This is a genomic window from Pontibacter sp. E15-1 (assembly GCF_022601975.1).
Classification (GTDB): Bacteria; Bacteroidota; Bacteroidia; order Cytophagales; family Hymenobacteraceae; genus Pontibacter.
Map to the genome: position 1 here is coordinate 1 of NZ_JAKVIR010000015.1, position 21,460 is coordinate 21,460.

At 54.6% G+C, this 21,460-nt stretch carries 13 protein-coding genes and 1 other RNA gene; 8 read left to right on the top strand and 6 right to left on the bottom strand.

Translation table 11 applies throughout. The features are described 5' to 3' along the window. Window positions 1-226: 226 nt before the first annotated feature. Window positions 227-352, top strand: a complete 126-nt coding sequence (locus tag MKJ04_RS22785; RefSeq protein ID WP_262918076.1) for a hypothetical protein — start codon at window positions 227-229, stop codon at window positions 350-352. Window positions 353-417: 65 nt separating this feature from the next. Here the strand turns inward: MKJ04_RS22785 and MKJ04_RS11810 are convergent, their stop codons facing one another. Beyond that, window positions 418-3,234: a substrate-binding domain-containing protein gene (locus tag MKJ04_RS11810; protein ID WP_241641845.1), complete on the bottom strand. Its 2,817-nt coding sequence runs from the start codon at window positions 3,232-3,234 to the stop codon at window positions 418-420. A 186-nt stretch (window positions 3,235-3,420) separates the two neighbouring features. Between MKJ04_RS11810 and MKJ04_RS11815 the strand changes: the two genes are divergently transcribed. Next, a complete protein-coding gene (locus tag MKJ04_RS11815; protein ID WP_241641846.1) occupies window positions 3,421-4,653 on the top strand; it encodes a nucleoside recognition domain-containing protein in 1,233 nt (410 codons plus the stop codon). A gap of 55 nt (window positions 4,654-4,708) precedes the next feature. On the opposite strand, the gene MKJ04_RS11820 is transcribed toward MKJ04_RS11815, so the two are convergent. The 3 genes from MKJ04_RS11820 to MKJ04_RS11830 form a co-directional block, all read right to left on the bottom strand. Beyond that, the gene (locus tag MKJ04_RS11820) at window positions 4,709-5,425 is read right to left on the bottom strand and encodes a DUF6438 domain-containing protein (RefSeq protein ID WP_241641847.1); all 717 of its coding nucleotides are present in this window, start codon (window positions 5,423-5,425) and stop codon (window positions 4,709-4,711) included. Between the two features lie 170 nt (window positions 5,426-5,595). Then, a complete protein-coding gene (locus tag MKJ04_RS11825) occupies window positions 5,596-6,858 on the bottom strand; it encodes a DUF819 domain-containing protein (protein WP_241641848.1) in 1,263 nt (420 codons plus the stop codon). Window positions 6,859-7,102: 244 nt separating this feature from the next. Beyond that, window positions 7,103-9,235 (bottom strand): PAS domain-containing protein, encoded by a 2,133-nt coding sequence (locus tag MKJ04_RS11830; protein WP_241641849.1) that lies wholly within the window; start codon window positions 9,233-9,235, stop codon window positions 7,103-7,105. 610 nt (window positions 9,236-9,845) lie between these two features. Here MKJ04_RS11830 and kaiC point away from each other — a divergent pair. From kaiC to MKJ04_RS11850, 4 genes are read left to right on the top strand one after another with little or no spacing between them, the layout of a single operon-like run. Continuing rightward, window positions 9,846-11,357 carry a circadian clock protein KaiC gene (kaiC, locus tag MKJ04_RS11835; protein WP_241641850.1) on the top strand — a complete coding sequence of 504 codons (1,512 nt, stop codon included), beginning with the start codon at window positions 9,846-9,848 and terminating at the stop codon, window positions 11,355-11,357. Window positions 11,358-11,376: 19 nt separating this feature from the next. Continuing rightward, window positions 11,377-11,673, top strand: a complete 297-nt coding sequence (locus MKJ04_RS11840; protein ID WP_241641851.1) for a circadian clock KaiB family protein — start codon at window positions 11,377-11,379, stop codon at window positions 11,671-11,673. Continuing rightward, window positions 11,670-12,002 carry a circadian clock protein KaiB gene (kaiB, locus tag MKJ04_RS11845; protein ID WP_241641852.1) on the top strand — a complete coding sequence of 111 codons (333 nt, stop codon included), beginning with the start codon at window positions 11,670-11,672 and terminating at the stop codon, window positions 12,000-12,002. Before MKJ04_RS11840 ends, kaiB begins: the two co-directional genes overlap by 4 nt. A 34-nt stretch (window positions 12,003-12,036) precedes the next feature. Continuing rightward, window positions 12,037-13,329 carry a sensor histidine kinase gene (locus MKJ04_RS11850; protein ID WP_241641853.1) on the top strand — a complete coding sequence of 431 codons (1,293 nt, stop codon included), beginning with the start codon at window positions 12,037-12,039 and terminating at the stop codon, window positions 13,327-13,329. Window positions 13,330-13,886: 557 nt separating this feature from the next. On the opposite strand, the gene ssrA is transcribed toward MKJ04_RS11850, so the two are convergent. Then, window positions 13,887-14,257, bottom strand: a transfer-messenger RNA (tmRNA) gene (gene ssrA / locus MKJ04_RS11855). A gap of 288 nt (window positions 14,258-14,545) precedes the next feature. On the opposite strand from ssrA, the gene cfa reads away from it, so the two are divergent. Continuing rightward, window positions 14,546-15,667 carry a cyclopropane fatty acyl phospholipid synthase gene (cfa, locus tag MKJ04_RS11860; RefSeq protein WP_241641854.1) on the top strand — a complete coding sequence of 374 codons (1,122 nt, stop codon included), beginning with the start codon at window positions 14,546-14,548 and terminating at the stop codon, window positions 15,665-15,667. A 248-nt stretch (window positions 15,668-15,915) separates the two neighbouring features. Here cfa and MKJ04_RS11865 read toward each other — a convergent pair whose 3' ends face one another. Then, window positions 15,916-19,053 carry a T9SS-dependent M36 family metallopeptidase gene (locus MKJ04_RS11865; protein ID WP_241641855.1) on the bottom strand — a complete coding sequence of 1,046 codons (3,138 nt, stop codon included), beginning with the start codon at window positions 19,051-19,053 and terminating at the stop codon, window positions 15,916-15,918. 436 nt (window positions 19,054-19,489) lie between these two features. Between MKJ04_RS11865 and MKJ04_RS11870 the strand changes: the two genes are divergently transcribed. Beyond that, a complete protein-coding gene (locus MKJ04_RS11870) occupies window positions 19,490-21,427 on the top strand; it encodes a DNA polymerase III subunit gamma/tau (protein ID WP_241641856.1) in 1,938 nt (645 codons plus the stop codon). Window positions 21,428-21,460 lie beyond the last annotated feature (33 nt).

A 21,460-nucleotide genomic window follows, 5' to 3' on the forward strand; every position in this document is an offset into this window, starting at 1 on the left:
CACCAACTCCCCGGCCTGCTGCTGGGTCCGCGCCGTGCCCTCCTTGAGCAGGCGGATGAAACGAACCCGGTCCCGGATGCGTGCCTGCCTTTGCTCTTTCTCTAGCAGCAGAAGTGCTGAGGCCTCTTCTTGTATAAGCGATGGATAATGTAAACTTGCCATGCCCCTAAAACAAAGCATGCGTAAGAATCATTCGATAATGGTATTATAGCTATACCTCCCCGGTATGGCTTGCAGTGGTTTATACTCATCGTCGCTGGTGAACAGGGCATACCCATACCCGCATCCGGCACGGTATGGGTATGGCGGCTGGATGCCGGAGAATAGTAAAAGAGTCGGTTTTGGAAAATGAAGGCTTGGTTTGCGCACCCATGGCTGCGCAAGAAAAAAAGTAAACCGGAAGGCGGGATGGTATGGCTATGCTCTTTTGTCTTCCTGGGCTTTGTCGGCTTTGAAGTCAGAGGGGCTCATGTCGAAATGGTTTTTGAAGGCCGTCGAGAAATAGGCCGGGGACGAGAAGCCCACCTCATAGGCAACCTCCGAGATGTTTTTGTCGCTGTGCAGCAACAGGTGGCGGGCTTTCTTCAGGCGGGCCTTCACCACGTAGTCATTCACAGAATAACCCAGCAGGGCTTTCATCTTGCGGTATACCTGCACCCGCGACATGCCCAAACTCTCTGCAATGCTGTTGGCGTTCAGGTCGGGGCTGGACAGGTTCTTCTCCACCACGGCCATCACTTCGTTGAGGAACTTCTTGTCGAGCTGCTTGGGCGGGGAGGCGGCTTTGGTGTCCACGGCAATTTCGCTGCTGTAGTGCTCTTTCAGCAGTTCCCGGTTCTTGATCAGGCCTTTTATACGTTCGAGGAGGTAGCGGTAACTGAAGGGCTTGGTCACATACAGGTCTGCCCCCGACTGGATGCCCTCAATCTTATACTCCATCGCATCCTGGGCAGTGAGCAGAATAACAGGTATGTGCGAGGTGCGGAGGTCGTTCTTCAACACGGCAGTGATCTCCAGGCCGTTTTGCCCCGGCAGCATCACGTCGCTGATCACCAGATCGGGCACGGTTTCAAACGCCTGCGCCAGGCCGAACGCGCCATGTGGGGCCTCTACTACATTAAAATCGCGTTCCAGCCGCTTCTTCAGAAACTCGCGCAGCTCTTTGTTGTCCTCGATCAGCAGGAGGGTATGCTCTTTCAGTTTTTCGCTCCCCTCCTCCGCCACATAGGCATCGCTTTCTGCTCCCTCCTGGTCTGTGCTCAGGACGCCGGGGGCCAAAAGCCGGCCCTTGTCGCTGACGGCTGCCACTACCTCATCGTGGCTGAGGTGCGCGTTGCCTAAGGGCAGCAGGATGCTAAACCTGGTTCCTTTTCCGGCTTCGCTCATCACCGAGATTTTCCCTTTGTGCAGCTTGATAAACTCTTTGGAGAGCGCCAGGCCAAGGCCCGTGCCCTGACTGCTGGAGGCATCGCCGGAGTAGAAGCGGTCGAACGCGTGTGCGGCCTGGGCCTCCGACATTCCCTTTCCGCTGTCCTCCACTGTTAGCTGCACGCCCTCGTAATCGTCGGTCAGGACGATGCCTATGGTAATGGAGCCGCCCTCTTTCGTGAACTTAAAGGCATTGGAGAGGAGGTTGAACAGCACCTTGTCCAGCTTGTCGGCATCGAAGTACACTTTTTGCTCTTTCAGGTCTGTCTGCACCCGGAGGCGGATGTTGCGCTTTTTCGCCAGCCTGTCGAAGGAGGCGGCAATCTCCTGCACAAAGCCCACGATGTCCTGCTCCGATGCCTGCAGCTTCATTTTCTTGTTCTCCACTTTCCTGAAGTCCATCAGCTGGTTTACCAGGCGCAGCAGCCGCACCGCATTCTGCTTTACCAGCAGCACGTCTTTTCGCACGTCCGGGGGGATATTGCTTTGCAAGGCATCCTCCACAGGCCCCAGAATGAGCGTGAGCGGAGTCCGGAACTCGTGGGAGATGTTGGTGAAGAACTTCAGCTTGGCCTCGTTGGCCTTGTCGGCTTTCCGGGCCATCAGCTCAATCTCGTTACGCTGGTGCACCACCTCCTCGTGCTTCGCTGTCAGGGCCCTGTTCGCCAGCTGCTTGGCCCGCAGCGCCTGCAGGGTCAGGGCCCCCAGCACGATGATGATCACGAGGCCCGACAGCATGATATACAGCAGCGTGCGCTGGCTGTTGTAGAGCCTGATCTGCTCGTTTATCCTGTGTTGCTGCCGCGCGATGCTTTGTTCCTGCGTCAGGATTTTGTTGGACTGCTGCTTCATGATGTGCACGTTGCGGCTGTCGATCACGGTTGTGTTCAGGAGGTTTTCCTTTTCGTAAGGGCGGTTGTGCAGGATGTTGTAGGCCAGCTGTATCACTTCCTCCCCGCCGGTGGGGTATAAAAAGGTGGCGTCCAGTATCCCGTCTTCCACAAACTGCAGGCCGCCGTTCGGCCCTCCCAGCCCGTCAAACCCAATAAACTTGAGGTCCTTCTCCTTCAGCAAAGGTCTGATACTCTGGTAAGCGCCCAGGGCCATCACGTCGTTGTGGGCCAGCACCAGGTCTGCCTCCGGGTGCTGCCGGTATACCGCCGGAAAGCGTGCCTTGGCGGTGTCTTTTTCCCACTCCCCGTTTACCTCGGCCACCAGCTGCATGCCCTCGTACGCGGAAATAGCCTCCAGAAAGCCTCTGTGGCGCTCTATGGCCGGTGTAGAGCCCCGAAGCCCCCATACTTCAATGATTTTGGCCTGCCCGTTCATCATCTTGGCCACGTAGTCGCCGGCCAGCTTGCCTATCTGGTAGTTGTTGGCCCCCACGTAAGCGGTATAACTCGACGAGCTGGTTTTGCGGTCCACCACGATCACCGGAATCCCCGCCTCAAAGGCTCTCTCCACGACGGGCGTGATCGGCTCGGCCTCGTTCGGGGAGACCACCAGCAGGTCTACGCCCTGTGCGATGAACTCCTCGATGTGCCTGATCTGGGTGGCGCTGCTGTTGTGGGCATCCTTGATCTCCAGTTTTATCTCCGGATGGAACGACGCCTCCCGCATCAGGTCCTTGTGCATGGCCCTGCGCCAGGCATCGCCCTCGGTGGGCTGCGAAAAGCCGATCACGATTTCCTTCTCTTCTTCTGCCACGCCGCACGAGAATAAAAAGGACAGGCTCAGGAGAAACATCACTGCCAGGGATTTCAGTACCGCCACCTTTGTCTTTCCGCTCTTTCCGCTTTTTTGCACAACTGAAGTATTTTTTGGGACACTTAAATTAAGCTTAATTCTTCAAACCGCAAAAACCAGCCCTGCGCCGACGCCCGGTATAGGCCCGTTTTGGCCGCCGGATCCGAAATGGCCACCCACGGTTTTTTTATGCCGGGGGGCTTTGTATCTTTCCGGTTTATACGACACGACCTTAACCTCCTTTGCATGGTTTTGAATTACCTGTGGGCGGGCTTCTTCCTGATCGCCTTCTGCATTGCCCTGTTCCAACTCGTCTTTTTCGGGGACATCGAGATTTTCCAGAAGCTGGTGGCCAGCACCTTCGACAACGCCAAGCTTGGCTTTGAGATCTCGCTGGGCCTGACCGGCGTGATGACGCTCTGGCTCGGCCTGATGAAAGTGGGCGAGCGCGGCGGCGTGATCGCGCTTTTCGCCCGGCTGGTGGGGCCGTTCTTTAACCGCCTCTTCCCCGAGATCCCCAGGAACCACCCGGTGTTCGGTTCTATCCTGATGAACTTCTCGGCCAACATGCTGGGCCTGGACAACGCCGCCACGCCCCTCGGCCTGAAGGCCATGAAGGAGATGCAGGAGCTGAACCCGGACAAGGACACGGCCTCCAACGCCCAGATCATGTTCCTGGTGCTCAACACCTCCGGCCTCACGCTTATCCCGATCAGCATCATGGTGTTCCGGGCGCAGCTAGGTGCCGCCGACCCTTCCGACATTTTTATACCTATCCTCCTCGCCACGTTTTTCTCCACCATGGTCGGGCTAATCGCCGTGGCGCTATACCAGCGCATCAACCTACTCAACCCGGTCATTATGGCGTACCTGGGCACGCTGCTGCTGCTGATCGTGGGCCTGATCTATTACTTCAGCACCATCCCGCAGGAGCAGATCAGCACCATCTCGATGGTTGCCAGCAACGTGATCCTGTTCTCCATCATCATCTCATTTATCACGCTGGCCCTGATCCGGAAGGTGAATGTGTATGAGGCGTTTATAGAAGGGGCCAAGGAGGGTTTCTCGGTGGCCATTACCATCATTCCCTACCTGGTGGCGATTCTGGTTGCTATTGGCGTGTTCCGGGTGTCGGGGGCATTGGATATGCTGGTGGGGGGTTTGGGGTATCTGGCCAGCCTGTCCGGACTAAACACCGACTTTGTGCCTGCCCTGCCGGTAGCCTTTATGAAACCCCTGAGCGGCAGCGGTGCGCGGGGTATGATGGTGGAAGCCATGAACACTTACGGCGTGGACTCTTTTGTGGGGCGTCTGGCCTCAGCCATACAGGGCTCCACCGAAACCACGTTTTATGTGCTGGCGGTATACTTCGGCTCCGTTGGGGTGCGGCGAACGAGGTATGCGCTCATCTGCGGCCTGCTAGCCGACTTTGCCGGTATAATTGCCGCCATCGCCATCGCGTACCTGTTTTTCCATTAACGTTACTCGTGCGGGCGATGGACGGCGCACAACAAAGCATAAGGAAAGCACCTTGTTATGGGGTTTTGCTTTTCAGTTCTACAATATCCCCTAAATTGTACAACACGTTCAAAAGAGCATTATACTTGCTTTCCCCTGTTCCATTTTTTACCTGCACGACTTGATGGTTCTTGAACCAAATTCTTAATTCAGACTTCTGATTGTCTGCTGGTGGTGGCAAAAGATTCTCGCTTGCTTTTTGAAAGTCAATATAACTTAGCAATTCATTTAGCTCTCCCACTAGTTGCTGAGGAAGCTGCCCATAATATATTCCTGACTTTTCAGAGTACATTTTACCACTATAGGTTACCTCCCCGTTTTCATCAACTCTCAAATCAAAGACAGGGCAGTTCCCTTCACAAGGACCAGTATTGAAATCTATCTTCCTGAATTTTAAAACAGTACTGACAGGCTTTGCTCTAGAATAGCGGAAAATTTCATTATCCTGTTCGAACACGAGAGAGTCTGAGTTCAGCTTTAGTAGCTTGGCTGTGATAACTGTGCTGCTGTCATTATCAATAGCCAGCTTATCATTTGTAATGGTATAGGTATGAAAGCCTGAAGTTCTTTTGATAGGATGAAGCATAATGGAATCCCATACCACGATGAGCCGCTGTTCTCCTTCCCAATAACCCTTTATTTCACTTGCCTGAATACCCCCATTCTCATCTTTCTGCTTCAGTGAGCAAGAAGCAACGAGAATAGTAAACACAAGTAAAATTATTGTTTTCATACTTTACCAATTCTCCATAAATTATAAATAGCAAGAGTAGCTCCCCTACCTTCTGTTTATAAACAGAAGCGGCAAAATGTGCTTTGCCACCCCGTTTATACCCAATATTTATTTAGAAGCCCAAAACCACGTGAGGGCTATCTATACATACCCTGAACAGATTTTCCCTACTACACAGCTGCCGCCATCTGCATCAACAGCCCGCATATATAAGCGGCGTACGTGCCGATGGCGTAACCGAAGATCGCCAGCAGCACGCCCACGGGAGCCAGCGCCGGATGGAAGGCGCTCGCGATGATAGGCGCGGAAGCCGCCCCGCCGATGTTTGCCTCGCTGCCTACGGCCAGAAAGAAGAACGGAGCCCGGATCAGCTTACCCACAGCGACCAGCAGCAACAAGTGGATGGAAACCCAGATAAAGCCGACCAAAAACAAGCCGGGCTGGCTCACGATAGCGGTGATGTCCATCTGCATGCCGATAGTGGCCACCAGCAGGTATAAAAAGACCGACCCGATGCGCGAGGCCCCCACTCCCTCCAGCTCACGGGCCCTGGTAAACGACAGCATCACCCCGAACCCCGTGGCGATTACCACGAGCCAGAAAAAGCCTGAGGTCAGGCTGAACCGTTCCAGATAAGGGGCGTGCAAGGTTATCCACGGGGCGATCAGGTCGGCGAAGAAGTGCGAGATGCCGGTTATACCTAGCCCCACGCCCACCACCATCATCGTGTCGGGCATGGTGGGAATGCGCATGATGCTCAGCCGGTATTTCTCTACTTTATCCTTGAGCTCGTTCACGGCTGTGCTGTCGGCCTTGAAGAAGCGGTCCAGCTGCTCTGCTTTTCCAGCCCCGTACAGCAGCACCGCCAGCCATACGTTGCCCACAATCACATCCACCGCGATCATGGCAGAGAACAGGTTCGGGTCGGGCTGAAACACCTCGAACATGGCCAGTTGGTTGGCCCCGCCGCCGATCCAGCTGCCGGCGATGGTCGTCAGGCCGCGCCATACCGCAAAAGGCCCCGAGCCGCCCACAATGTCGGGGGCGAACGACGAAACGATCAGGATGGCCAGCGGGCCGCCGATCAGGATGCCCACGGTGCCGGTGATAAACATGGCTCCCGCCTTGTGCCGGAGCTTCCAGATTTCCTTCAGGTCCAGGCTTACGGTGAACAGCACAAGGCTTGCCGGCAGCAGGTAACGCGACGCGACATGGTATAGCCCCGACTGCTCCCCGGAGATGACGCCGAACGAGTTCAGCAGGCTCGGGATAAGGTAGCACAGCAGCACCGAGGGCACCACGCCGTAAAACTTCCTGAAAAACGGGCGCTTGCTGGAGGCGGTCTTGAACACCAAGGCCAGGATCAGCACCAGGATGCCAAGCACCACGGCATCGTTGGTAATAAGGGGTGTTTGCGCAGCGGCTGGTTCCATAAGAGTGCGTAGTAGGTATGAGCGTGAGGAGGTATAAAAAAAGCGTCGGGGCGCTGTTCCGGTTATATCTCCCAAAGAAAGCATTTTTTGCACGCAGCCGCCAGAAACGTGCAGAGAATTACTTCCTGCGGAGGGTATAAACAGCCCACCTCGGGCAACTCTCCGGTGGTGCGCCCTCCTGCTGACTGCCCCGCAAAGCCCAACCTGACCATCAGCCGCCATACCTGCTACGGCAAGCTGCCCCTTAGTTTTTTCGCCTGTGGATCACTTGCCAGTACTTGTCGCGGAGGTCTTTAATGGTCTGCTCGAGTAGCTTTATCTGCGTCACGTCCCTGAAATCGACAACGCCAGCGGTGATTTCCCCTTCCTCGTTTTTGATGGGCCTGCCGGTCACGCTAATGTACCGCCCATTGGGGTAGCGCTCGTTCTTGATCAGCATCTCCACACTGTCGGTGATTTCCCCTTTAAGCGCCCTGGCCAAAGGCAGCTCTTCCGGAGGAAACACGGTCTTTCCGTCAAGCTTATACACGCCGTATGCGGAAGTCCAATCAGGTATGGAAACCTCCGCGGCACCCACTCCCAGAATCTCCTCTGCGTTTTTGTTGAACAGGATAAACTTGCCTTGTCTGTTTGCCACAATTACACCCTCCCCGATGTTAGCAATCACGGTTTTCAGGCGCTGCTCACTTTCCTGGATAAGCGCCTCCAGCTGTTTCTCGTGCGTAACATCCCGGCACACCACCACGCTGCCGATCACCTTTTCCTGGTCATCCAGTATGGGCCTGCCGGTTACTTTGATGGCCCTCCCCTCCGGGATGTTGTCGTTGCGAACGAACAGCTCCACGTCTGTGGTAGACTCTCCCCTGAGGCCCCGTGCCAGCGGCAACTCTTCGGAAGGGTAAAGCGTTACGCCGTCCGGCCTGAAGGAGCCATACCTGGCCGACCAGTCAGGCAGGGCCGTGTCCGTTATGCCGAGGCCCAGGATCTGCTCCGCGATATCGTTGAAGTAAGTGAAGTTGCCACTGGCGTCTGCCACCACCACGGCCTCGCCCAGGCTGGAGAGGATGGCGTTCAGTTTCTGTTCGCTCTCGCGCAGCAGCACCTCCGCCTTCTTGCGCTCGGTAATATCTGTGGCGATGCTGCACAGGGCATTGATGCGGCCCTTGGTGTCTTTCAGCGGAAACTTGACGGTGATGTAGGTGCGCTCCTCTGGCTCCACCAGAAACACCTCTTCCATGGTCTTCGTCTCGCCCAACTCTAGCACTTCCCGGTCATGTTCCTCAATCAGCTCGCCCACTTTCTCCGGAAACACCTCGGCATCTGTCTTCCCTTTTATCGCTTCGGACCGGACCTCAAACACCCGCTCGAACTCCATGTTCACCAACTCAAACCGCCCGTTTATGTCTTTGATATAGATGGGTGTCGTGGTATTGTCAAGGATAGACTGCAGTTTGTGGGCGTTCTCCCGGAGAATCAGGTCGGCTCTGTAACGCTCCTGGTTGGCGCGGTACCGCTCCACGGCGTTTCTGCCCAGCAGCACCATCGAGACGATGTACGTCAGGAGCGCAAACACGGCCGTGCCGAACTCCTGGGAGTAGTACCCCGAGTATTCGCCCTGCAGCTTGATCCAGCCAACCAACAGCGGAAGCACCAGGGCAAACAGGCGCGCGAAGAGCTTCTCCCCGGTGTTCTCGCAAAATATCGGCAACATAATTCCCTTGTCTGGGCGTGCAAAGAGCAGGCCCACCGCCAGAATCAGGAAAACAAGGGCCGTGTGCAGGGCCATGGGTATATAGGCCGCATACCCAATCAGGTAGCTCACCCCATACACATACCCGTACAACGACAGCAGCGAAATCAGGGTGACCAGTATGCTCAGGAACTGCGCGGGCCTGTTCTTTCCGGAGGTTTCCTTATCAATCAGGAGTATGGCCAGGGAGGAAAGGACAAAGCAGAAGGCCGTGTTGGGGGCCATCCTGTTTTGCAAGCCCCGGCTTGTCTCCTGCAGCTCGTCGGCAAACAGCACATGGTCCAGGGGGTAGTCCCAGCCGATAAACAGGGAGATAAACTTAAGGGAGGAGAGCAGCAACACTGCGGCCCCAAACATACGGGAGAGCCGCAGCCCCGGGCCCCACGGTTTCTTCAGCAGCCCAAGGCCTATACCGGAGAGGATAAAGCAGATGGCCGTCAGTGGGTTCATAGCCACGTATTCCTCCCAGATCCGCTTCAACACTTCGATCCTGAAGGTCCAGCCTGCCAGCACCAATACCCCCGCAAGGATAACCAGCGCACTGGCCAGCCCTGACAGCAGAACCAGCCTCTTTTTTATGGCTGGCTTCACCGTTGTTGGGTTATCGGGTAGCGTTATGGGCCCCATGGTTGCTTAATGCAGGTTTAAGTTTCTTCTTCCGGGCTGCAAAACGCACCGCTAGGGCAACGGGTAGGCAATGCCTTTTGCAGGCCTGGGTATGCTATTCTACTTCTTCTACGATGCAGGAAGCTGTTGCGTAGTAAATTCACATATATTGATTTTGAACTGATGCCTGGCCAGCCCACCGTGGTCGACACCACACACAAGCCACAAATACCCAGCGCGTTGCCTGCATAGGCTACCAGCCTTTCCGTGCGCTTTTCAGGCACCCGACACATCCTCGTAATCGCCCTGACTGGCAAGGCAACAGCCTCGGGCAGCATTCTGGAGCGGATTTTGCATAATCCGTTGCGCAGCCAACTAAAAAAGTACAATACGCGGCAAGGTATACAGCGCCAACAGACGGCGTATAACCAACTCTGCGCCTGCTCTTTTGCGGAACGTTGCCACCGCATACCCCACTTCTCTTTCGCGGCAGCAAAAGGGGCGAAACTGACCGGAGAAAAACGGTTTTTTGTGCGAGGGGAAATTAAATGCGGCTAATTTGTTGCCACAAATACCATAATTATTCTCTAACTTAGCATTTCCAAAATTGTCCTATTTTCCTTCCATCACTATGCCGCATAAAATTAACTCTTTTCAACTACCCAAATCCAAAACCGGTATCCAGGGCCTCGACGACATCACAGGCGGCGGCTTCCCGACAGGAAGGCCCACGCTTGTTTGCGGAAGCGCAGGCTGCGGCAAGACCCTGATGGCAATGGAGTTCCTTATCCGGGGCATCGTGGAGTATGACGAGCCGGGTGTTTTTATGTCTTTTGAGGAAACAAAGGAAGAGTTGGCTTACAACGTGGCGTCCCTGGGCTTTGACCTGAACCAGCTTGTGGCCGAAGGCAAGCTAAAACTGGACCATGTGCAGGTGGAGCGAAGCGAGATTGAGGAAACCGGGGAGTATGACCTGGAGGGCCTCTTCATACGCCTGGGCTACGCCATCGATACCATCGGGGCAAAACGGGTCGTGCTGGACACTATCGAAAGCCTGTTCTCCGGCCTCAGCAACCAGGCCATCCTGCGCTCTGAGATCAGGAGGCTGTTCAGGTTTCTGAAAGACAAAGGGGTAACGGCCGTGATAACCGGAGAGCGCGGAGATGGCACCCTCACCCGCCAGGGCCTTGAGGAGTATGTGTCTGACTGCGTGATCCTGCTCGACCACCGCGTGATTGACCAGGTGTCGACCCGCAGGTTGCGCATCGTAAAATACAGGGGCACGGTGCACGGCACCAACGAGTACCCGTTCCTGATCGACGAAGACGGCATCTCGGTGTTACCAGCCACTTCTTTAGAGCTGAAATACAGTGCCAGCAAGGAGATTGTCTCGTCTGGTATACCGCAGCTTGATGAGATGCTGGGCGCCGGAGGGTTCTTTAAGGGAAGCAGCGTACTTGTTTCGGGGTTTGCGGGCACGGGCAAGACGAGCATTGCCGCGTACTTTGCCAACCAAGCCTGCCAGGATCAAAAGCGCTGCCTGTACTTTGCCTTCGAGGAATCGCAGGCGCAGATCATCCGCAACATGGAGTCTATAGACCTTCAGCTCGCCCCTTACGTAGAAGAAGGCCTGCTAAAAGTTCAGGCCAACAGCCCAACGGTGCATGGCCTGGAAATGCACCTGGTGGCGATGCACAAGTCGATCAAGGCGTTTAAGCCGGACGTAGTGATTGTAGACCCGATCACCAACCTGCGCACCATAGCCTCTTGCAAAGAAGTGAAGGCCATGCTGACCCGCCTGATCTATTTCCTGAAATCAGAGGGTATAACCGCGCTGTTTGTTTCGGAGATCAAGGACTCGGATTTGCTGGACCCGGAAGACGAGGGTATCTCGTCTCTGATAGATACCTGGCTCATGGTTCGGGACATAGAGGCGAACGGCGAACGCAACCGCGGCCTGTATGTGCTTAAATCCAGAGGCATGCACAACTCCAACAAGGTGCGGGAGTTTATCATAGACGACAACGGACTTCGCCTCATTGACGTCGACACGGACAGGGCGGGCAACATCCTGATTGGCTCAGCGCGCGAATCAAACCAAAACGGCAAGCACGCTGTTGGGGCTAAAACTATCAACCAATAAGTTCAAACCTATACTAGAAATGACTGAAGATACAGAGGAGTTTTTTGAACTGAGGTTGTATGTGGCAGGCCAGACGCAAAAATCTATGGCTGCTATAGCTAACCTCAAAAAGTACTGCGAGGAGCACCTGAATGGCAAATACAAGATCGAGGTGATTGATCTGCTGAAACATCCGGAATTGGCTGAGAGCGACCAGATTGTCGCCATCCCGACTTTGGTGAAAAAGGTGCCGCTTCCTGTGAGAAAAATTATTGGAGACCTGTCTAACAAAGAGAAAGTGCTGGTGGGCCTGGATATTAGAATAATGCATGCATGAGTGATGGAATAGAAGATATTGATGAGTGGCTAAATATACCTGCCCCAACTAACGAGAAGTATATATTACGCTTATACATTACCGGCATGACGCCTAACTCCAGGAGAGCCGTTGCAAACTTAAAGACTATTTGTGAAGAGCACTTGAGCGGGAGGTATGAATTGAAGGTAATCGATATCTTTCAGGAACCCACGCTGGCGGAGGGAGAGCAGATTATTGCCGCCCCCACGCTCATCAAACAGCTGCCTTCCCCGCTAAGGAGATTGATCGGCGACATGTCTAACACTGAAAAAGTGCTGTTAGGCCTTGATCTGCACAAAAAAGAATAAATTGAACTTAGACAGTTGATCTGGATTGATAATTTTGAGCACCCATTCGGAAAATAAATCCATTGAAGCGCTTCGGCATGAGATAAACGAGCTACACTACAAACTACAGGTAGCCGAGGACACCATTGAGGCTATACGCACCGGGGCAGTGGATGCCCTGGCCGTGCAGGACAATGGGGTAACCAAGATTTTCACTCTCGAAGGTGCTGAGCAAACCTACAGGGTGCTGGTGGAGAACATGAGCGAAGGCGCTGTTACCCTGAACCAAGATGGGCTTATTCTCTACAGCAACTCTCAGTTTGCCAAGCTTATCAATTTGCCCCTGAGCGAGGTAATCGGCTCCTCGTTTGATCGCTTTGTTTCCCCGGAGTACGAAGCGCAGTTCCGGAGAATGTTTCTGCGCGGCTGGACACAGCAAGTCAGCAGTGAGTGTATCGTGCAACCCGACAACTCCGATGCGCTGCACGTTTACATTTCCCTGACCACCATTGCCGATAAGGACGAGGAAGTACTGGGGATGATCGTGACCAACCTGTCTGAGCAAAAAGAGCTTGAGAAACTCACCCAGACCCAGGAAGAGCTGTCACGGAAAAACGAGGAGCTGATTAAAATCAACGATGACCTGGACACGTTTGTATACACTGCCTCCCACGACTTAAAAAACCCTATCCTGAATATTGAAGGTTTGGTGGCCGTGCTGGATGAGATTCTGGAAAACAACGCTACGGAAGAGGTAAAGGTGGTCCTGAAGCTGATCAACAACTCGGTGGCCCGTTTCAAAACCACCATCCTGGACCTGACCGAGATCTCGAAGGTGCAGAAAGGGGTAACGGCTCCTGTGGAATCGGTAAACTGCCACCAAACGATTCAGGAAGTGCTGGCCGAACTGCAGCAGATGATCACGGCGGCGCACGCCGAGGTAAGCCTGGACATTGGGATTTGCCCGGAGTTTCAGTTCTCGCGGAAAAACTTTCAAAGCATCGTCTACAACCTGCTAAGCAATGCCATTAAGTACCGCGCCCCCGACAGGAGACTGATGGTGCACGTGAAGATGGAGAAGTTGGAGGAGTATATTTTGCTGCGCGTGCAGGACAACGGCCTCGGGATTGACCTGAAGCATGAGGCGAAGCTTTTTTCTATGTTTGAGCGCCTGCACAATCATGTCGAGGGAAGCGGCGTCGGGCTATACATCGTCAAGCGGATTATCGACAATGCGGGCGGGAAAATAACGGTGGAAAGCGAGGTGGGCAAAGGCTCTACGTTTAGCATCTACTTTAAAAGGCCGCAAGCACCTAAGATAGTCCCTGGCACCCTTCATACCGCTTAAACTTCCAAGAGCTGCCTGCCGCATACACCTAAATGCTGTAGCCAGAGGGTATAATATCACTAGCAATTGATTAGCACGCATAACACTCGCATATAAGCAAGTGAAATACCCCTCTTGGGGGCAAGAACCATCTTGGGAGCAGGGCCGTGTGCTCTACCAAACTATCCCCTTGAGGACAAGCAAGAACAGCAGTTTGCCGCTTGCGAGCGGAGCTCAATAGGAGTGTAAAAGCCGAAGCTATTTTGCCAAAAATCAACCTCTTAGAATTATATTCTCTATTGTAAACACCCCTCTAGCTCCCCTCAAGGGGAGAATCTGCTAGAATAAAATAGTCCTGCTTTTGGGTAGGGCGGGTTATTCTTTCGTTACTTCTGAATGAGCCAGCCTAAAGCGCAGAATAACCCACCCCTGCCCCTCCCAAGAGGGGAATTGCACTACTTGAAAGGCAAGGCTGTGTGCACTCATCAATTGATATTGGTATAATCCGAAAGAACGGATAGTATAAAAAACAAAAAGGCCTGCAAATCAATGACTTGCAGGCCTTTTTGTTTTAAAACTAGTGGAGTAGCAGGGATTCGAACCCTGGTCCAGACAAGGAAACCGTCGTGCCTTCTACATGCTTAGGCTTATTCGGATTGTCGGGAGCTTGCAAGTATAAGCCAGGCTTATGCGCACTCCTTATATGCTTTAGTTTCGCCTGTGCATCACATCGCTACACAGACTAGTAAAACGAGTCGAAGCCCCGTATGTGCAGGCAGTTTCACGAAACCTGCACGAGACTATGGCAATTGCTTAGTACCTAGACTAGGCAGCCATGGCGTAATTAGATTCGCCAGTTATTGTTCGAACGAATTTTTGACAGGTGGTACGTTCATCACCCGGCATGCTTACACGCAATCTGCGCAAGCTGTCAATTCCAGTCTACCCCATAAGTAAAAGAACGTCTTCGGCTGGTATGCTCCAAGAAGTATGCCACAAATGTAGCGCTTTTTGCGCGAACTCCCCTGCTTTCGCCTGCATTTAAAACAGCGTTTCACGGAACAAGGTTTCATCTTTCTCCCGCTAATTGCATTGCCGCCCAAGCCGCCTGCACCGTCGCCTCAAGCTGACATCATACCTAAAGCGCTGATCCATTAACCATTACCATAGCACCACGTTAACAAGTGTGGCGAACGAAAGAGGGGTTGTGATTTCTATACTTCCAGATCCTCGGCACATGAAAAACAAAGGACTACAACAGCAGGTAACTGACCTTTTGGCAACAGCAGATGTACACGTGAACGGCCCCAACCCCTGGGACCTGCAGATACATGACAACCGGTTTTACAAACGCGTGCTCAGCGAGGGCACACTCGGGCTGGGTGAGTCGTACATGGACGGCTGGTGGGACTGCGACAGCATCGACGGTTTTGCCTTTCGGGTAATTCGGGCGGACCTTTACAAGCAGGCCCGGTTTGGCTGGAGAACGGTGCTGCAGATGCTGCTGGCAAAGGTATGGAACATGCAGAAAAAGGGTATGGCCACCCGAAATGTGCAGCGCCACTACGACATCGGCAACAAGCTATACCAACTGATGCTCGACAAGCGTATGGCCTACAGCTGTGGCTACTGGAAAGGGGCCGACAACCTGGACATGGCCCAGGAAAACAAGCTCGACCTGATATGCCGGAAAATAGGCTTGCAGGCTGGCCAGCGGGTACTCGACATTGGCTGTGGCTGGGGAAGCTTCGCGAAGTTTGCCGCCGAACGGTATGGCGCAACGGTGGTGGGCGTAACGGTATCGCGGGAGCAGGTGGAACTGGGCAGGAAGCTGTGCCAGGGCTTGCCCGTGGAAATCAGGATGCAGGATTACCGCGACGTGAACGAGCAGTTTGACCATGTGGTGTCGGTGGGTATGGTGGAGCACGTGGGCTACCGCAACCACCGCGCGTTTATGAAAACCGCCGCCCGCTGCCTCAAACCCGACGGGCTGTTTCTGCTGCATACCATCGGGCATCCCTTTTCCAAAACATCCGCCGACCCCTTCACCGACACTTACATCTTCCCGAACTGCCTTATCCCGTCTCTTAAACAGCTTGGTGCCGCCATGGAGCACCTTTTCGTGCTCGAAGACCTGCACAATTTCGGCCCTTACTACGATCCCACGCTCATGGCCTGGTATGAGAATTTTAACCGGCACTGGGATGAGCTGAAGGATGGGTATGATGAGCGCTTTTACCGGATGTGGCGGTATTACCTGCTGTCCAGCGCCGGCTCGTTCCGTGCCCGTAACAATCAGCTCTGGCAGCTGGTACTCTCCAGGAAAGGCATCCTGGGGGGGTATGAGGCGGTGCGGTAAGCAGTTTGCCCAGCAACATGTTTGGAAAACAAAAAGGGCACGACTGAAGCCGTGCCCTTTTTACTGATTATGTGGTGGTATAGTGGGGTATGCTTTAAAAGCTGTCGCTCAAGCAACGAGCTGTCCTCTGCATGAGGGCTATTCTTCGCGCAACAGGATTACTATTGCTCTCAAAAAACTCCGCGTCAAAATCATCATCACATCCATGTGCTCACGCTGACAAAATTTAAAAATCACTCCCCTTCACTTTACTTTACCAAAAGCATGGTGCCAGACTTCATGGTGCCGCCGTTTACAAGTCGGTAGATGTAGAGGCCAGCCTGCTTGTTGGCTGCTTTGAACGTCTTGGTATACGTCACTCCCTTTTCGGCAGTGCCATCAAACAGCGTGGCAACCTCACGTCCGGTCACGTCATACACCTTCAGCAACGCGTGGCCGCTTTCTTTTGCCGTGAAACGGATGTTTGTGCTCTCGGAGAACGGGTTCGGATAGCTGCTCACCAGGTTTTCATCCAGGCTTGACGCTCCTTCCGCGGCTACCGCAGTTGCCACTGTGCTTACGCTCATGCTGCAGTCACCCAGCTTGCCGCCAGCGTTCTTCAGCAACTTGGCCACCGCTTTCGGGTCTACGCAGTTGTTCTCGCCATCCACGCATACCATCACCTTGGTGTTCTTCGATCCGCAGCGCACGTCTACCACCTTGATGGTAACCGTGGCAGATCGGGTACACTGATCACCGTTCACGGCGGTCACGGAGAGGGTATACGTTCCGGCACTCTTCGGCGCGAACACCGCGCTAGCCTTGTCGGTATTGCTCAGTCCTGCAACAGGGGCCCAGGTATAGGTAAAGGTAGGGTCGCCGCTTGCAGTCAGGGTAACGCTCTGCGGGCCATACCCGATGTAGACTGTCTTGGCATCGCCGCCGGTAAACTCATTGGAAGACGGTGTCACGGCAATCACAGGCGCGTCGCAGGCGTATACAGGCGGCAGGTCAAAGGCCTCAACCTGATCTAATCTGCTGCCGCTGGAGCCCTGGCTGGCGCTGAAGCCGAGGCCGCGCTTAGCGAATACTCTCCAGATCAGCTCCTGGTTTGCCCCACCGTTGTTCAGTTTGTCGGCAGCCAGTATCGCATCACGGCCATCCACGAAACCAGGTCGGCATGGCTGCATTTTCAGCCCGTCCATCACCAGTTGCATCGCCATGTTGTTGCCTCCTTTGCCATAGTACAGGTCCGCATCGTAGCCATACTTGTCCACCATCGCCCAGGTCATGTCCCATAGCATGGTTGCCCACACAAAGCCTACCCCGTGCGGAGCGGCAAGGGCCGGGTTGTTTGTGGTGCCATAGGTATAGTTGTTCACGCCGAAGTCGGTGCTGTACGGGGCAGGTCGGATGCCCTTGCCCGTTACGGCCTGGCCAGACGCGTACGTTCCGATTCCTCTTGGTTTCACGCTGCTGTCGCCTTGGCGCATGGTCATCATCAGTCCGATCCAGTCGCTCCAGCCCTCTCCCATCTGCTCCGCGTTGGCAAGGCAGTTGGTAACAAGCGCTCCACCTGTCAGGCGGTTAGAGATACCGTGGCCATACTCGTGGGCGATGATGCCGTTGTCGAAATCACCGTCGAACTCGGGGCCGGAGCCATCGTTCTTCAGCGCAATCCTTACCTCCACAGACGCAGTGAGCAGGTCCTGCACCGTTTTGCCGTCGGCCTGGCTGATCATCACGGCCGGAATGGCTATGGCTGGCTCAGCCTGCGTGGGCGTACCGCCCATAATACTCGGCCCACCGGCCACATTGTTGATTACTACCACAGCAATGGCGCCGGCTTTCTGGGCATTCTGCACTTTGTCGGCAAAGCCGCAGGAGCCTCTGTAGATAACCGCGATGTTGCCGCCAAGGGCCGCAGTATTGATAATCTCTGAACAGCCTTCGTTGGCGTTGCCGGTGGCGGCCTCTACCACTACCAGCTTGCCGGTAAGGGGCGTTGGCGTGAGCGGCTTGCTGAACGTACCCTCCAGCGCCGGATAGCTGCCCGCTACGTTAGAGGGAGTGGTTATTTTGAACATGTCGGCATCCGGGATGCCGCTCCACAGGTACATCTGCATTCTCGGGTAAAACCCGTCACGCGGGGTGGAGAAGTTGGCGTTGTTGCGGGTGGCCGCAATGTTTCTGCTGTCCTGCGACTCGGCCATAACCGGGTCGCTCTGCAAGCCGCCCTTCCCGAAGTTGTCGTACTGGAAGTTGCCGCTGGTCTCGTCGAAGCCATACTGGTACCACACGTCATGGATCACGTTGCTCACGTAGAACAGGTTAGCCGTGGCAGCGTCGGTATACGTTGCCGGCTGCTGGGTAAAGTCAACCGGGAAGTCGAAGTTCAGCGCTGCGCCACCGTCCGGGCTGTAGTTGGTCGTGAAGTTGTTGTTGTTATTGGGGTCCTCATACGCAAACACGTTGTTGCCGCGTGTTCTGGTCTCGTTCCCGAATGGGGTATAATGCCATCCGTTTGGCGAGGCGTTCTGGTCGGCGGCAGATGTGCTGACCAGAGTGCGCGGACCGTGCTTCGGGCTCTCCAACGGCAGGGCAAACACGCTATAGGCATTGGAAACATCCGAGGCTGCCGCCGCTGGCTGCATGTTCGCTATGTATGGCGACACGGCGGTATGGCTGTGGCTGTTGTGCAGCGCCTGGCCGCCGGGGCCGTCGTTGTCAAACTGGCATTGTGTTACCATGTTGTCTTTGTCCAGCACCTTGCCGGTGTTGGCGTCAAGGCGCAGGTTCCACCAGTTTTGGGCATCCAACTCATATATGGAAACCTCCCAGGCCAGCACCAGGCTGCCGTCTTCCATTGGCTGGTACACCAGCCTGGCCGGAATCGGCTCCAGCGAAATGCCTCCCGTAGAGAACAGCACCTCTTTGTCTCTGCCCTTGCCCCGCTCCTTTACCGTGAGCGCTTCTTTGATAGAGATGTTCAGGTAGCGGGTCGCTGCCGCCACGGCTGCCTCGGCGTCCAGCCCGGCCTCCTTGCCTTTCACTTTTTTGCTCACGCCTTTGTGCAGGCCATTTCCCATGGTCAGGACGTGGTCTGTTTTATCAAGGCTGATGTTGGTGATGGCACCATGGATTTCGATGCCTTGGTAAAGCTGCTTCATGTATACATGCTTTACACCCGTCTTCTTACTCACAGACTCACTGCTTAGCTCGATGTCGGCAATATCCTCGTCTGTGAGGTCAAGCTTCTGCTTGTTTTTCTTGATGTGCTCAAGCGCCGCAGCCGGCACTTGTTTTTTCTCCGGATTCCCTTTTCCCTGAGCGAAGGAAAGTGTACTACCCAGACAAAGTGCAGCCGCTAACGACAGCCGCACAAAGGAGTGTAAAGGTTTGTGCATAAAAAGAAATTAGATTGTTAAAAAATGAGTGAAGTAGATATATTTTTATTATACTATATTTAGTATCAATGTAAATATAGCGACGATCCTGCAGGCAAATAAAGGAATTATGCAAGCATAAAGTAACATGACTTTTAGCGTACACTCAATGTTATATCACTCCCCTTATTGCCTCATTTCAACTAGGAAAAACCAGTTTTGGAGCTCTAAAAGCAACATAAACAATGGCAATAAGTAACATCTGACGTTATTTACAAAAGAGCATGTTTTAGGTGAGGTATGCAGGGATATGCGACATACAGCGGGGAGATACCAGAACCGGTTGCACGCTTGCGTAACCCTGGCGGTATGGCAGGCTGCCGGGTGGATAAGTCTCTGGAAAACTACTGCCAAAATCTCCTCCCATCTCACCTTCAGTTTGATTATCTTTGTAGTAATGGAAAATTTTGTAGTATCAGCGCGTAAATACCGTCCGACCACGTTCGACAGCGTGGTGGGGCAACATCATATAACCAATACCCTGAAGAACGCCATCAGCAGCCAGCACCTGGCGCAGGCGTTCCTTTTCTGCGGGCCGCGCGGTGTGGGCAAAACCACTTGCGCCCGTATTCTGGCCAAAACCATCAACTGCCAGAACATCACGCCGGAGGTGGAGGCCTGCAATGAGTGCGAGTCGTGCCGCAGCTTCAACAGCAACAGCTCGTTCAACATCCATGAGCTCGATGCCGCCTCCAACAACTCAGTGGAGGATATCCGGAACCTGGTGGAGCAGGTGCGCTACGCGCCGCAAACGGGCAAGTACAAAATCTATATCATAGATGAGGTGCACATGCTCTCGAACCAGGCCTTCAACGCGTTTCTGAAGACGCTGGAAGAGCCGCCGGCCTATGCCATCTTCATCCTGGCCACCACCGAGCGCCACAAGATCATCCCGACCATCCTATCGCGTTGCCAGATCTTCGACTTTAACCGGATCCGGATCGATGACATGGTGCGTCATTTGGGCGGCATCGCCACGAAAGAGCATATACAGGCGGAGCCTGACGCGCTGCACCTGATCTCGCAGAAAGCGGACGGTGCCCTGCGCGACGCCCTCTCTATCTTCGACCAGATGGTGACCTTCTCGGGCAGTAACGTGACCTACAAAGCCACCGTCGAGAACCTGCACATCCTGGACTATGACTATTACTTCCGGCTGACGGATTACCTGCTGGGCCAGAACCTGTCGGGAGCGCTGCTGCTGTTTGATGAGATCCTGAAAAACGGCTTCGACGCGCACAATTTCCTGATCGGGATTGGCGAGCATTTGCGCAGCCTGCTCGTGTGCAAAGACCAGGCAACGGTGCAATTGCTGGAGGTATCGGATAATATTAAGGCCCGCTATGCCGAGCAATCGCAGAAAAGCAGCGTGAGCTTCCTCTTGTCAGGCCTGAACCTGGTGAGCACCTGCGACACCAACTACAAAAGCAGCAAGAACCAGCGCCTGCACGTGGAACTGTGCCTGATGAAGATGGCCCACCTGAACGCGGCCCTGAGCTTTGCCCAAGGAGGAGAAGCATCAAAAAAAGCTAAGGTAGCAGCGCCGGCACCAGCCGCTACCGGTTCTTCAGCAGGTGCCACTCCTGCGGCTATACCATCCGAAACGATGCAGCCGACGCACAGCCCGGGCAGGGTGCCATCCGAAGACATGCAGCAGCAAACGCCGGGCAGCGTCCCCTCGGAGCGCATGCAGTCGCCACACACCCCCACGCATGTGCCGTCGGAGGGGCTGCAGCAGCCGCCCAGCCCACAGCAGGTAACGCCAGACGCGCACATTGCCCCCGCGAACCCGCAAACGCCGCCGGGCTCCAGCCCGATTCCGAGCGCCCATACCCCGCGCAGCGGTGTGCAGTTGCCGCCGCCCAAGAAACTGAGTAAGCTGCCCAGCCTGAAAGATTTGCAGCAGGCCCCGGTTCCCGCCACCCAAACGGCCGTGGCCGAGGAAGAGGAAGACACCAGCTACGGCACCCTGGCCGCCGTGGACCAGGCCCGCCTGAAAACGGTATGGCACAGCGTGCTGCGCCGCAAACGGGACGAGAACATGATGGAGTATACCCTCATGAACCGCCAGTACCACGTGAGCGACGAGAACGAAATCACACTGCACCTCGAGAACCACGTGATGCTCGACCAGTTCACGGCCCTACGCCCTGCGCTGCTGGCCGAGCTGAAAAAGGAACTGGGCAACCGTAGCCTGAAGCTGAAGGCGGAGGTGATGGAGGTGCAGGAGGGGAACAAAATGTACACCTCGCAGGATAAATTTAACTACCTGGCCGATAAATACCCGATGCTTGTCGATATGAAGCAGCGCCTGGGCCTCGACATGGATTTCTAATCCGGTAATAATCCTTATATTTAGGGGGAAAAC